The organism is Neobacillus drentensis (genome assembly GCF_036965245.1).
Classification (GTDB): Bacteria; Bacillota; Bacilli; order Bacillales; family Cytobacillaceae; genus Neobacillus; species Neobacillus drentensis_G.
This window is the reverse complement of record NZ_JBALPG010000015.1, coordinates 24,108-38,483: the sequence shown is the minus strand read 5'-3', so window position 1 is coordinate 38,483 and position 14,376 is coordinate 24,108. Positions and strand designations below refer to the sequence as shown.

The following is a 14,376-nucleotide window of genomic DNA, read 5'->3' as shown; positions in this document are numbered from 1 at the left end:
GCGTTGTAAGCGGTTACTGTATTTTTATTATATGTCTATTGAAATAATAATTCAATATTTTTTTCGAAAAAATGAAATGGTATTTCAATAAATTATTTTACTCAATTGATATAAGCGAGAGGCACTAATCTAACAAATAACGGCGGATGGCCTTTGCAACGCCTGCTTCATTATTATTTCCCGTCACCTGATCTGCCACTAGTTTTACCTTTTCCGGTGCATTCCCCATGGCAATCCCTAGTCCGGCAACGGAGAGCATTAGCAAGTCATTATAATTATCGCCGATGGCAGCCGTTTGTGCGGGCGAGATACCATGCTGTTCCGTTAGCTTTAATAGGGCAGCTGCCTTTGTGATACCGCTTGGGGCAATCTCTAAATTAAGAAAATTGAAGCTGCTGCTAATTTCCATATCCTCGACCTGTTCAACAATTACCTTTGAAAAATCAGCAAGCCGATCCCCGTCATCAAATACCGCTATTTTAGTAATTTTAGGCTGATTTTCTTTCATATATTGATAAAAATGATCTATGACCTTAACCTTGCAGTTTTTTCGAAAACTTTCACAGTCTTTAAGCCTGCCGCCTGTTTTTTCAAGGCTAGGAATATTATTCTCAATCCAGTTCTCATTCCATTTATTTACCGTCGGAACCAGCAGCGTATCTCCTTCATAAAAATGGGCATAAACGCCTTCCGCCTCACATAATTCCCAGAAATATAAAAGTGATTCGTGCTGAAATACAGCTTGCTCTTTCACCTCTCCGTTCTCATCGAGCATGATCGCACCATTGTAGGCAATGATCGGCTCTCCCTTTAGGCCGATGGTATTGGCAATCCATTTTGTTGAAAGCGGTGAACGTCCGCTGCAAATCACTACCTTCCCTCCTCGTCTGCGGTACTCCTGAATGGCTTCGATCGTTTCAACGTCAATCTCTTTTTGATCGTTTAATAATGTACCATCCAAATCAGTGGCTAATAGTGAATATTTCAATAGTATTGCTCCTTTTGAATTAATATTTTATAATTATTATATATTTATTAAAATAAAATTTCAAAGTGATTCGTTTTCATAGAGCAGGAATAATCCGTAAGTAAATTACACGGGTAGGAATGGGGGAAACCACATGCTTTCGAATGAAGTAAAAGAAAAACTGATATCTATTGTAACCAAGGAAAATTTCGCTGATTCCAAAACAGAACGTTTAGTCTACTCATATGATGCAACACCAAACTTCCAGTCTATGCCGGATGCCGTAGTCAGCCCGCGCAATACAGCAGAAGTTTCGGAAATCCTGAAGATTTGTAATAAATATAAAGTTCCGATTGTACCGCGCGGCTCGGGTACCAACCTATGCGCTGGAACATGTCCTACCGAGGGCGGGGTTGTTCTTCTTTTTAAACATATGAACAACATCACGGAAATTGACGAAGAAAACCTAACAATTACCGTACAGCCTGGTGTCGTCACACTTGATATGATTCATGCCGTTGAAGAAAAAGGTCTATTTTACCCACCTGACCCAAGTTCAATGAAAATCTCGACCATTGGCGGCAACATCAATGAGAACTCCGGCGGCTTACGCGGCCTCAAATACGGTGTAACGAGAGATTATGTCATTGGTTTAGAGGCGGTATTGCCGAATGGCGATATCATCCGAACAGGCGGCAAGCTGGCAAAGGATGTCGCAGGTTATGACTTAACCCGGCTTTTTGTCGGCTCAGAAGGAACGCTTGGTGTCATTACGGAAGCAACATTAAAACTCATTCCGATGCCGGAAACACGGAAGACCATGCTTGCTCTTTATCAAGATCTTAATGCTGCCGCCAAATCCGTTTCAAAGATTATTGCCAATAAGATCATTCCGACCACACTTGAGTTCCTTGATCAGCCAACATTAAAGGTGGTCGAAGACTTTGCCCAAATCGGCCTGCCTACCAATGTGCAAGCTGTGCTCTTAATTGAGCAGGACGGCCCTCTTGAAGTTGTCGACCGGGATATGAAAAAAATCGCAGAAGTGTGTAAGCAGGAGAATGCCGTTTCAATTCAGACGGCCGCTACTGAAGAGGAAGCCGATGCCCTAAGAACCGCACGACGCGCGGCACTTTCCGCCATTGCCCGCCTGAAGCCGACTACCATTCTCGAGGATGCAACGGTTCCAAGGTCGGAAATTGCCAATATGGTGAAGGCCATTAATGACATTAGCGAAAAATATCAGCTGACGATTTGTACCTTTGGCCATGCAGGTGATGGGAATCTCCACCCAACGTGTGCGACCGATGCAAGAAACCATGAAGAAATGGAACGCGTTGAAAACGCATTTGCCGAAATTTTTGAAAAGGCAATTGAACTAGGGGGAACTATTACCGGAGAACACGGGGTCGGAGCCATGAAGGCTCCATATCTCGAATGGAAGCTGAAGGCGGAAGGAATCGCCGCGATGAAAGCGATCAAGCTGGCGTTTGATCCTAATAACATAATGAATCCAGGGAAGGTTTTTGCCAAAGACAGCAAGAAACGTGTGGTGATCACAAGATGACGACGGTTCAAGAACAAGAAAAGATTCAAGAACAATTTAAAGCACGAATGAACGAGGATGAATTGCTAAACTGTATGCGCTGCGGCTTTTGTCTGCCAACCTGTCCAACCTATATTGAATCAGGTTATAAAGAATCGCATTCACCTCGGGGAAGAATCGCCTTAATGAAAGCGGTTGTAGACGGGGTGATTGAACCGGATGAGGATTTCGAGCGTTCACTTGAACTTTGCCTAGGGTGCCGGGCCTGTGAACCCGTTTGTCCCTCAGGTGTCAATTATGGGCATTTATTAGAAGACGCAAGGGATATTATTAATCAAAATAAGAAGCATTCTTTGCCGGTACGAGCCGTCAGAAAGACGGTTTTTCAAGGGTTATTCCCGCACCCTGAGCGCATGCGATGGACGGTCGGCATGCTTGGCTTCTATCAGCGTTCCGGAATCCAAACGATTGCCCGAAAAATCGGCTTTTTAGGCCTTTTGCCTGAAAGCTTAGCCACAATGGAAAAAGTATTACCTAATGTGCCAACGATGAAAGAGATGAAAAATCGGCCCGAATATCTGCCGGCAATTGCCGAAAAGGTTCACAGGGTTGCTTTTTTCAGCGGCTGTTTAATGGATACGATGTTCATGAAAACAAACGACTCAACGATGAAGCTGCTTCAGTTAGCCGGCTGTGAGATCGTGATCCCTAAGAATCAAAACTGCTGTGGTGCCTTGCATGGTCACAGCGGTGAAAAACAAACCGCTAAGGATCTTGCCAAACGAAATATTATGGCCTTTGAAGATTTAGACGTGGATTATATCATTACGAATGCCGGCGGCTGCGGTGCGTTTCTCATTGATTATGATCATTTATTGAAGGATGACCCTGATTGGCGGGACAGGGCAAAAGCTTTCAAAGAAAAAATAAAGGATATTTCCGAAGTATTAGCGGCGGTTGGTTTTCATAAAAAGGTAGAATTAGAGCTTCCAGCACAGATCATTACCTATCAGGATTCCTGCCACCTAAGAAATGTCATGAAAACAGCTTCAGCGCCAAGGGTTTTGCTTCAAGCAATCCAAGGGGCTGAATACAAAGAAATGAAAGAAGCGGATCGCTGCTGCGGTTCTGCCGGAATCTATAATATTGTCGAGTCCGAGATGTCGATGGTGATGCTCGACTATAAAATGAATCAGGCAAAAGCAACATGTGCAACCACCATTGTGACAGCCAATCCTGGCTGCCTCTTACAAATGCAACTTGGCATTGAGCGCGAGGGCTTATCCACCAAAATGCGCGCTGTTCATATTGTGGATCTATTAATGGAAGCCGTAAGAAAAGCGTAAGCGGGATTAAGTAACGATTATTGCCGCTAGTTAGTACTCCTTTTCTGATTACTTGCCTAAGGACGGGGACAATGAAACACCCACAGTTCCCGTTTGGGGCTTTTTTTATTCTCGACGGGCACTCTGGTCTCTTGACAGTGACCGAACGAGACATCTTTTGGCCTCGACGGGCACTGTCGCACCTTAACAGTTTTCATTCGGGGCTTTTTTAACCAACTTTACTAATAAATATTTGCAAAAAATATATTTAGTGTATTCCATTCTCGATGTTTAAAAGAATTCAAAAATTTCTCTTGATTGCGTGACAGATACCTCAAATAGGATTAAAATCATCAATAAAGAAAACTCGCTGACGGGCCAACCCCTTAGGGAAGTTCAGGAGGCGCAGATACAATTTTGCTTGACAGGAAAGTTAAGGAGGCCGCCTAGATGCAGCTTAGCAGTGAGGAAATAGAAATTTTAAAAATCATTGAAGAGAATCACAAACTATCAGTAGAGTCGATCGCATTAATGGCCATGTGCAGCGAAGAAACGGTCAGGAATACGATTGAAAAATTAGAGTACGAGAAAATAATTATGAGTTACCCTACTTTAATTGATTGGAGCAAAGTCGAGGGGCAGGAAGGCGTCATCGCCATGATTGATGTGAAGGTTACCCCCAAGCGTGGCGTTGGTTTCGATGAAGTTGCCGAGAGAATCTCTCGTTTTCCTGAAGTGTCATCCTTATATCTCATGTCGGGTGCTTACGATTTGTCGATCACTGTAGAAGGAAAAACAATGAATCAAATCGCGGCCTTTGTCTCAGAAAAACTATCAACCATTGAAAACGTCGTTTCCACCACTACCCATTTCATGCTAAAAAAATACAAACATGATGGCGTAAGTTTTAACAGTGGGAATGATGATAAAGACTGGAGGATGGTGGTTTCACCATGAAACATGACTATGAGCACTATCTTTCACAAACAGCCAAGGAGCTTCAGCCCTCTGGGATCAGAAAATTTTTCGATTTAGCCGCTAGCATGGAGGACGTGATTTCGTTAGGCGTCGGTGAACCGGACTTCGTGACACCCTGGAGCATTCGCGAAGCGACCATTTTATCGATGGAGCAAGGCTTTACTTCCTACACAGCCAACGCCGGACTGCTCGAATTAAGGGAAGAAATCACTACCTACTTAGCAACAAGATTTGGAGTTCATTACGACCCAAATAATCAAATTATTGTGACAATCGGAGCAAGCCAGGCAATTGACCTTGCCTTTCGCGCTATTTTGAATCAAGGCGATGAGGTTCTGATTGTCGAACCTGCCTTCGTCTCATATGCTCCATTGGTAGCGATTGCCGGGGGGAAACCAGTTGCCGTTTCCACATCACCTGCAAATGGCTTTAAGGTAACAGCTGAACAAATAGAGGCTGCGATTACCGAAAAAACAAAAGCCATTTTGTTGTGTTCCCCAAACAATCCGACCGGTAGTATGTTAACAAAGGATGAACTGACTGAAATTGCCGAGATCATCCAAAAGTACGACTTGCTCGTTGTATCCGATGAAATTTATGCGGAACTATCTTATGACGAAGACTTTTGTAGTGTTGCCGCGATTGAAGGTATGTATGAGCGGACTATTTTAATTAACGGTTTTTCCAAAGGCTTTGCAATGACAGGCTGGAGATTGGGCTTCCTGGCAGCACCGAAGGAATTTTTCCAGGTCATGCTAAAAATCCACCAATACACGACGATGTGTGCACCGAATATGCTTCAGCGCGGTGCCGTCGAGGCACTGCGTAATACCTATCCCGAAGTAGAATCGATGCGAAACAGCTATCGCCGCAGGAGGAACTATATGGTACAAACTCTAAATCAAATGGGTCTAGTATGTCACACTCCCGGAGGCGCCTTTTACGTCTTTCCATCAATCCGTTCTACCGGCCTAAGCTCCGAACAATTTGCCGAGGAGCTGTTGATGGAGGAAAAAGTAGCCGTCGTTCCCGGCCATGTTTTTGGTGAAAGTGGCGAAGGCTATATCCGCTGCTCCTACGCCACATCTATGGAGCAGCTGCAAGAAGCGTTAAAACGAATCCAGCGTTTTATTGAAAAGAAGGGAGTTTATGCCGACAGCCAGTCTGAAAAAGTTAAAGCACGCTGAAAAAACAACCCAGGTGAAGGACACTCATCTGGGTTGTTTTTCGGATAGAATGGGACAATTTTTTCCACCAATCAAAGGGTTTTAACTTTGCATAAAAGAAATAATATTAAGAGAGAATATCCAAATTTAAGGATGGTGGTGTGGCATGCTTAAACAAGGGAAGCTTTTACTAGTCGGCTGCCTTCTGGCAGTAATTGCTGGCGCAGGGGTTATTATTATACAAGCCACCCAGGAAAAAGAAGAACTAAATAAGGGAGAAGAGGCAATGACCACTAATGTTCACATTGATCCGGAAATTGATTTGAATAGTAACAAAGAGATTACCATTATCATTCATTTTAAAACAAAACCGGCAAGGGCAGCTGTTGAGCTGGCAAAAATGAAGGGTGTGCCCCTTACTTTGGAACAAGCCGAGCAGGAAGTAAAAGAAAGCCACCAACGGTTTCAAGCCGATGTGAAAAAATATTTAGATAGGGAGCATATTCCATATTCGATAACCCACTCCTATACTGCTGCTATTAACGGCGTGGCAATGCGGCTGCCTGCCAGTGCGATTCAAGCATTGCTGCAATCAGCAGAAGTTGAAGCCATATATGCTAATAAGGAAATCAAGTTGATTCCTCCAGTGAAGCCGTCTTAATGTTAATGACTTACTTTTTTTGATTCCTTCACAGCCTTCATTTACCATCAAAGCTCGCTTTCGCCTTTTCGAGACATGTAGATCACCGCTTCTCCTTTAGAAGAATTACAAACAAAATTAGCTAATTAAAAGCAGTATCGCAAAGAAGTTACTTGTAAAAGAATTTTTCCAACCGCCACTGCAAATACTGAAAAAAACTAAACTAGGTGATAAAAATTGAAGAAAATCGTTTTTATTCGGCATGGACAAAGCCTTTTTAATCTAGAAAATCGATTTACTGGCTGGGTGGATATCGATCTTACAGATGAGGGCTATAACGGGGCGCGTGAAGCTGGGGTAATTTTAAAAAAGCATGGATTTACCTTCGATACAGCCCATACCTCCGTTCTAAAGCGCGCTATCCGAACGCTCTGGATTCTTCTGCATGAAATGGATTTAGTGTGGATTCCTATCTCGAAATCGTGGAGATTGAATGAAAGACATTATGGCGGTTTACAAGGGATGAACAAGGATGAGGTAATGGTCAAATTCGGAGAAGAACAGGTCAATGAATGGAGGCGGTCAGCCAGCGTCAAACCACCGGTTATTTCCGCAAAGAATCATCTAGCCGATCAAGCCGACCCTAAATATGCCGGAATTGGGGCCGAAAATGTTCCCTTAACTGAAAGCCTTCTTGATACCGAAAAACGGGCATTAGTTTATTGGAACGAACAGATTGTTCCCAATCTAAAACAAAATAAACGAATTATCATCTCGGCACATGGAAATACCTTACGAGCGCTCGTGAAATATCTCGATCATATTCCCGATGATGCCGTGGCAAGCCTAAATATCCCAAACAGCACGCCGCTCGTCTATGAATTAGACAATGACCTAGAACCAATCAGACACTACTATCTTACCCACGACGGAAAAGCTGGTGAAGATACGATACCACGGCATATCGATTTGAGCGATCCAAAAAATTGCGATTGGCTCGGGTAAAAACCCCATGCCTGGGTTGCAAGCAGGCATGGGGTTAGACCTCTATCACATTCATTTTAATCACACAAAAAATCACAGCTTCACCCTTTTACCACTTTTCCACCAAAACACATTCTCCCGATACCATTCAATTGTTTCAGCTATTCCCGTCTCAAATGAATACTCCTGCTGCCAGCCCAATTCCGTCATAATTTTGATTGGATCACTGGCGTAACGGTAATCGTGCCCCAGGCGATCAGGGACGTATTCAATTAACTTTTTAGACACACCCAGCTTCTCGATAATCAGATGGACGATTTCATTATTGGTCCATTCATTATCGCCGCCAATATTATAAATTTCACCGGCACGGCCGTAGTGCATGACAAGATCAACACCCTTGCAATGATCATGGACATGCAGCCAGTCTCTTACATTCCCCCCATCCCCATAAATCGGCAGCCGATTACCCTCCAACGCATTCGTGATCATCAATGGAATCAACTTCTCCGTATATTGGTACGGTCCATAATTATTGGAGCATCTAGAAATATTGACATGCAATCCATAAGTTTTAAAATAGGCAAGGACAAGCAAATCAGCCCCGGCTTTACTAGAAGCATAAGGACTATTCGGCGAAATAGGAGATTCCTCTGAAAAATAACCTGTCTCCCCCAGCGAACCATAGACTTCATCCGTTGAGATCTGAATAAATTTACTAATACCAAATTCCTTCGCAACATCTAATAACGTTTGCGTCCCTACAACATTGGTTTGTACAAACAACTCCGGATGCAAAATACTCCGATCCACATGAGATTCAGCAGCAAAATTCACTATCACATCAATATGATGCGTCAGTACCACATGACGTACCAATTCACGATTTGTAATATTCCCTTTAACGAACGCGTAATTTTTCCGATTCTGGATATCCTCTAAATTCTCTAGATTTCCTGCATACGTTAATAAATCATAGTTTACAATGTGATAATGAGGATATTTATTCAGCATATATCGAATAAAGTTACTCCCAACAAACCCAGCTCCGCCTGCAACCAAAATATTCATAGTAAACCCCTTTCACAAAGGTTAATATAATACTATAATATCACGAAAATTCAAACAACTCCCCTTTTTTTAAAAGGAACTTCGAAAGGTGACTAAACAAGGGTTGTCCTGCTACCCTAGCATAATCGCTTTTTGCTAAACTCTGTTAACATAAATAAAGAACCAAGGCTGTAGCCAAGGTTCCCATTTCCATCCTTATTGTTTCTGTATACTAGCTGTGTGAGAATCAAACACCATAGCCATTTGGATTGTTTTTCTGCCATCTCCATGAATCCCTGCACATATCTTCAATTCCCCTTGAAGCAGCCCAGCCAAGCTCCGCTTTCGCTTTTACTGGATCCGCATAGCAGACTGCCACATCACCTGGTCTTCTATCGACAATCTTATAAGGGATCTTCACTCCTGATGCCTTTTCAAAAGCCGAGACAATTTCTAATACACTATAACCAGTTCCTGTTCCTAGATTATAGTCCTCTACACCATTAGCGGACATGACTTTCTCAAGTGCTTTTAAATGGCCTAGAGCGAGATCAACAACATGAATATAATCCCTTACACCTGACCCATCAACCGTTGGATAATCACTGCCAAACACTTGTAATTCTTTCAATTTACCCACAGCAACCTGCGTAATAAACGGCATTAAGTTATTCGGAATTCCGTTTGGATCCTCGCCAATCCGACCGCTCTCATGAGCACCGATTGGATTAAAATAGCGCAGTAAGGCAATGCTCCAGCCATTATCTGCAACATATAAATCCTGCAAAATTTCCTCTATCATCAGCTTCGTCCGGCCATACGGATTGGTTGCACTAAGTGGGAAATCCTCTGAAATCGGCACTCGTTCAGGCATACCGTACACGGTTGCAGATGAACTAAAGACAAGATTTTTTACACCGTATTTTTTCATCACTTCACAAAGAATAAGCGTGCCAGTAATATTATTATGATAATACCGAAGTGGAATCGATACCGATTCTCCCACTGCTTTTAATCCGGCAAAATGAATCACAGCCTCAATTTGATTTTCAGAAAATACATTTTCAAGGTCATTCCGGTCGAGTAAATCTACCTCGTAAAACGTAAAATCTTTTCCTGTAATCTCTTTTACCCTTTTAAGTGATTCAGGTTTACTGTTAGAAAAATTATCTAGAACGATTATTTCATAGCCTGCATTTAACAATTCAATACATGTATGACTTCCGATATATCCGGCTCCGCCTGTGACTAATATAGACATTATTTTTTCTCCTTAATTGTAATAATTTTCACACATACTTATGAAAAATCACTCACCTGTTATCATCTATTATACACCACTACCAAGTTTAGTTAAAATAGTGACATTTCAAAAACCATTTCCTCTATACGAGCAATCTAATACGCCTATAACGATGAATCTCATCACCACTAATATGAATATTTATTTCCCCCTTATTAAAAAAATTCTTGTTATTTTTCAATATTTGAACATTTTAGACATACAAAGTAGAAATCAAATCATAGCCCGTTTTTAGTTTAAGCTGGATACGGGACTGCCCCTTGTTGAGACACTAAAAATATACTAGTATACTAAATAGATAATCAATATAACTTTGATGGCGAAAGTCTTAATTTTTTTAAAGACCTGTTACCAAGCATCATGATAGGGGGAAAAAATGAAACAGGAAGGTTCAAGATCCATCGTACTGCCGCTTACCATTTCGATTATTGCCATTTCATTTTCTGCTATATTTGTAAAATGGTCAGATGCACCTGCTTCCATTTTGAGTATGTATCGGATGTGGTTTGCGAGCATTTTAATGGTACCCATCGTATGGAAAAATCGTCATGAATTCAAAAAAATAATCAATAAAGATTGGTTCTTTTTATTTTTTTCCGGCTTCTTTTTAGCGTTACACTTTGTCCTTTGGTTCGGGTCATTAAAGTTAACCACGGTTGCAAGTTCAACCATCATTCTTGCCTTGCAGCCGATTGTCTCATTGATTGGCGGCTTTTTATTTTTTAAGGAACGAACGACTGTATCCGCATTGATGACGATGGGAATTGCAATTGTGGGGGCGATGATGATTGGCTGGGGAGATTTCGGTTTAAGCCAGGATGCCATAATGGGCGATATTCTTTCGTTTTTTAGCGTCATCTCCGTGGTTGGCTACTTATTAATCGGTCAAACCATCGTGAAAAAAGTATCACACTGGCTTTATAGCTTTTGTGTCTTTTTCTTCGCATCTATTGTTCTGACAATCTATAACGTATCAACAGGTGTTGCACTTGGCGGATATCCTGCCAAGGAATGGGGCATCTTCCTTTTACTTGCCACCGTTCCGACTGTCAGCCACGTGATCAATAACTGGCTATTAAACTATGTCAATGCAACTACGATCTCAATGAGTATTTTAGGCGAACCCGTTGGATCGACGATATTAGCCTATTTTTTACTACATGAGCATCTCGTCAGTTGGCAAATTGCCGGCGGTCTGCTCGTGCTCCTCGGTGTCTTTTTCTTTTTAAGCCAGCAGCGAAAACCGATTCCGGAAGTAATACAAAAAAGAACCTATACTAGAAATAGGAAGACCCTTGGATGATAAATCTAAGGGTCTTCTTCATCATTTGGCGAATGGAGTTCTGCTTGCATAACATTCATACTTTATTGCCTAATTTTCTTCATTAAATCTAGATACGGGCACCTATAGACCTTATTAAATTCCTTTTTCTCTCTTTTTACCCTATTAAAGAAACAGCTGGGTGCCTGACATCATATAGGACATTTTTCCTTTGTTTATAGGAAAATCTGCTTATTTTTTGCATTTTTCCAAAAAAACTATCAATAAATAATACAATGGAAAAAGGTAATGAAAATAATGGAATTTATTCTAAGCAGGTCCCTCATGCAGGGTAGACGGATAAATGATCTTGCCTCAGACATTAGAAACAGTAAAAACAGTTTAACAGTTGTGAAAGGTAGCCTTGGCCAAAGCTGGAAGGCCACTGAAATGGCGTACATCAACAACCATTTCGACCAACTTGCAGCAGAGATGTCTAGAATAGCAAGTGAACTAGAATCGATTAGACACGACATTCAAACGACAGCAACCGAGATCAACAAAGAAATAGAAGAAAAAAAGGCAGCAGAAGCGAAGGCCAAAGCGGAAGCAGAGGCAAAAGCTAAAGCTGAGGCTACAGCAAAAGCTAAAGCGAATCCATAAGGAACCAGTGGACTCAGGAGGTGAAAACATGTCCCAAATCAAGATACACACTGACAGCGTTGAACAGATCAGAGGTCTTGTCCGACATAATTCTGAAAAACTGTCCACAGCCAAAACTAGCTTGCAATCCACCACCCATCAAATCGACAGCCGCATCTTAGTACGGAACAATATCAGCGGTCGGCTCCAGGCTGCCCACTCATCGCTCGGCAAAATAACAAAACAAATGCACGAATTAGAAAGCTTTTTAAAACGATCGGCAAATTATTAAGATGAAGCTGAGAATAAAATCATATGTACAACTGACTGGGGTCAGCTTGCCCGGGATTCTTTGATGGGTGCTGCAGCAATGGCGGTTGATCCCAAAACCTTTCTTCGCCAGGTAAAGGCCTTTCCTTTAGACTACTTCGTAAAGACGGCAAAATCTTAATTAAAATTGTAAGAGGAAAGGTAAACAGCCACCAAGATTTTTCGAAGTTTTATCGCTTATTAAAGGAGAATCTTGGCGGAACGAGTAAATGGAGCAGGCGGTTCGTAACTAGATTAGTAAACGAAGGTGTTCCTATTTATGACGAAGTCCGTGGTCGATACTTTAACAATCGCAATAAGTTTGTAAATACTTAGTTTGATGACTTGAATAAGGCTATTCAAAACGTTGGTAAGGATGATATCAAAGTATTGAGCAGAGCCGTTAAGGATACTTTTATTGATGAAGTAAAGGTTTGGGATGATTTTAAAGGCTGGAAAAATGCTCAAAGTCTGACCAACACCGGAAAAGCTTTGGGTATCATTGGTACTGGTTTTACGATTTGGAGCAATGTAGAGGATAATTTTCTCGATAAGCATACAGGGGAGTGGAGCTATAACTCAGGGAAATTAAAAGAGTTTGGCGTCAATCTTGGTGTGGACATTGGGTTAGGAGAAGGTGCAGTCGCCACAGGGGCTGCTTTAGGATCGTTGTTCCTTCCTCCTGTCGGAACAGTCGTAGGAGGAATAGTCGGTGTTGGAGCCAGCGCCCTCATCAACATTAAATTTGGCGGCCCGCCTGCTGAAGGCATCACAGACCGGGCAAAGGAGATTGTCAATCACCCGATTAAAACAGCGAAAGCGATTGGAAGTAAGATATCCAATTCACTTAAAAAAATCTTCTGGTAGGAGAATCATATGTTAAAAAACTGTAACGAAGCAGATTTCTATGAACTTAATCTCGTAGCATCCGGGCGCCTAAGCCCTAGCCGTATCTCAAAATTCTTTTGGGCAACCTTTATTTTTAGCGGGATCAGCACCTTAGTTGTTGCAGTCGGAGCCGGCTCCATGATGTTTATTGGTGAGGCATGGATTCAATTTATTAGGATTGATATCTATGTATTATTAGCTCAGCTCTTGATAGCGATTTTTTTCTCAATTACCAAATATGCGTATAAGTTTCAAAGATTACAGTCTGTATTATTAGCAATCCTCGGATTAAAGTTTTCTCTCGATATGTATAAAGCTTACTTTCTCATGTGTGAAGACAGGCTAGCACCAGGGTATATGTGGACAACAGGATTCATTCTCATAGGCGGCGGTCTTGTCTATTTAGTCCTATCGACCTGGAGAGGGGTTAGAAGAGTTCAAAAAGGGACGTTCCGAAAAGGCGAGAAATTACTCTACGATTTTCAAACATCCAAAGGACATGTTAGCCTATCATTTGTGATCGGGGCCACTATTTTTGGGGGCTCTATCTTTAAAGCGATTTCAAGCAACAGTTCTATTTTGCCTTATGGGATGGCAGAAATATATGTGTTTCTCGGTATTTGTGCCCTTCTTCAATATGTTGTTGCCATTGCCTGGCCTGAGTTTTTTCTAGTGGCCTACTGTAAATTCCGGTTCGATTCCTTTTTGAAAAAGCCTCCTACAAAACTAGCTGAAAGAGGATTGAAACGATGAATATTAAACGAAAACCCGTTATTTTCCATAATGTCATTCGTGCTGCAGCAATGAATTAGAGCAAGCAACACCAATCTTCCTCGTGGTATCCGGTGATGAAACGTTTCAATATTCATTTATCAAAATCGGGGTTAGCCAGTAAGAAATACACTACTTAAAAAAGACCACTCTCCGCTTTACTTTGTGAGAAGTAGTTTTATTTTTCTACCTTCGCATATAAAAGAAAATTTTCACCACTTAATGGGGAAATTGTCTTTTATATGCCTTTTTGAGGATAAATCTCATTAGTAATCTATCGAATTTGTCTTTAATAGACCTTCTTGAAGACAAATCTCTCTGATAAATCTCCAAATTTGTCTTTAATAAGCCTTCTTGAAGACAAATCTCTCTGATAAATCTCCTAATCTGTCTTTAATAGGCCTTCTTGAAGACAAAATCTCTCTGATAAATCTCCTAATCTGTCTTTAATAGGCCTTCATATGAACTAATCTCTCTAGTAATCCACCTATTTTTGACCTTCACCTTTATGAAGGACTAATCTCTCTGGCATTCTCTCTTTTTTGG

The 14,376-nt window shown here is 41.5% G+C and carries 14 protein-coding genes; 11 read left to right on the top strand and 3 right to left on the bottom strand.

Annotated features, from left to right (window positions below; all coding sequences use genetic code 11):
* Positions 1-124: 124 nt before the first annotated feature.
* Positions 125-988, bottom strand: a complete 864-nt coding sequence (locus V7150_RS03715) for a Cof-type HAD-IIB family hydrolase (RefSeq protein ID WP_335513718.1) — start codon at positions 986-988, stop codon at positions 125-127.
* A gap of 133 nt (positions 989-1,121) precedes the next feature.
* Between V7150_RS03715 and glcD the strand changes: the two genes are divergently transcribed.
* From glcD to gpmA, 6 genes are all read left to right on the top strand, one after another.
* Positions 1,122-2,534, top strand: coding sequence for a glycolate oxidase subunit GlcD (gene glcD, locus V7150_RS03710; protein ID WP_335513717.1), 1,413 nt, complete (start codon positions 1,122-1,124; stop codon positions 2,532-2,534).
* Positions 2,531-3,859 carry a (Fe-S)-binding protein gene (locus V7150_RS03705; RefSeq protein ID WP_335513715.1) on the top strand — a complete coding sequence of 443 codons (1,329 nt, stop codon included), beginning with the start codon at positions 2,531-2,533 and terminating at the stop codon, positions 3,857-3,859. The genes glcD and V7150_RS03705 overlap by 4 nt, the downstream gene beginning before the upstream one ends.
* A 429-nt stretch (positions 3,860-4,288) precedes the next feature.
* Positions 4,289-4,795 (top strand): Lrp/AsnC family transcriptional regulator, encoded by a 507-nt coding sequence (locus V7150_RS03700; protein WP_335513712.1) that lies wholly within the window; start codon positions 4,289-4,291, stop codon positions 4,793-4,795.
* A complete protein-coding gene (locus tag V7150_RS03695; RefSeq protein WP_335513710.1) occupies positions 4,792-6,003 on the top strand; it encodes an aminotransferase in 1,212 nt (403 codons plus the stop codon). The genes V7150_RS03700 and V7150_RS03695 overlap by 4 nt, the downstream gene beginning before the upstream one ends.
* A 145-nt stretch (positions 6,004-6,148) precedes the next feature.
* On the top strand, positions 6,149-6,643 hold the full coding sequence (locus V7150_RS03690) for a protease inhibitor I9 family protein (RefSeq protein WP_335513708.1): 495 nt from the start codon (positions 6,149-6,151) through the stop codon (positions 6,641-6,643).
* A 216-nt stretch (positions 6,644-6,859) separates the two neighbouring features.
* Positions 6,860-7,627, top strand: coding sequence for a 2,3-diphosphoglycerate-dependent phosphoglycerate mutase (gene gpmA / locus V7150_RS03685; protein WP_335513706.1), 768 nt, complete (start codon positions 6,860-6,862; stop codon positions 7,625-7,627).
* 72 nt (positions 7,628-7,699) lie between these two features.
* Here gpmA and rfbB read toward each other — a convergent pair whose 3' ends face one another.
* Positions 7,700-8,677 carry a dTDP-glucose 4,6-dehydratase gene (gene rfbB, locus V7150_RS03680; protein WP_335513704.1) on the bottom strand — a complete coding sequence of 326 codons (978 nt, stop codon included), beginning with the start codon at positions 8,675-8,677 and terminating at the stop codon, positions 7,700-7,702.
* A 226-nt stretch (positions 8,678-8,903) separates the two neighbouring features.
* The gene (gene galE, locus V7150_RS03675; protein WP_335513702.1) at positions 8,904-9,917 is read right to left on the bottom strand and encodes a UDP-glucose 4-epimerase GalE; all 1,014 of its coding nucleotides are present in this window, start codon (positions 9,915-9,917) and stop codon (positions 8,904-8,906) included.
* Positions 9,918-10,335: 418 nt separating this feature from the next.
* Here galE and V7150_RS03670 point away from each other — a divergent pair, with 418 nt between their 5' ends.
* The 5 genes from V7150_RS03670 to V7150_RS03650 all read left to right on the top strand — a co-directional run bounded on the left by V7150_RS03670 (position 10,336) and on the right by V7150_RS03650 (position 13,812).
* Positions 10,336-11,262, top strand: a complete 927-nt coding sequence (locus V7150_RS03670; RefSeq protein WP_335513700.1) for a DMT family transporter — start codon at positions 10,336-10,338, stop codon at positions 11,260-11,262.
* 303 nt (positions 11,263-11,565) lie between these two features.
* Positions 11,566-11,883, top strand: coding sequence for a hypothetical protein (locus tag V7150_RS03665; protein ID WP_335513698.1), 318 nt, complete (start codon positions 11,566-11,568; stop codon positions 11,881-11,883).
* A 28-nt stretch (positions 11,884-11,911) separates the two neighbouring features.
* Entirely contained in the window at positions 11,912-12,154 is a 243-nt protein-coding gene (locus tag V7150_RS03660) for a hypothetical protein (RefSeq protein ID WP_335513696.1), read from the top strand.
* Positions 12,155-12,516: 362 nt separating this feature from the next.
* Positions 12,517-13,038: a hypothetical protein gene (locus tag V7150_RS03655; protein WP_335513694.1), complete on the top strand. Its 522-nt coding sequence runs from the start codon at positions 12,517-12,519 to the stop codon at positions 13,036-13,038.
* A 9-nt stretch (positions 13,039-13,047) separates the two neighbouring features.
* Entirely contained in the window at positions 13,048-13,812 is a 765-nt protein-coding gene (locus tag V7150_RS03650; protein ID WP_335513692.1) for a hypothetical protein, read from the top strand.
* Positions 13,813-14,376 lie beyond the last annotated feature (564 nt).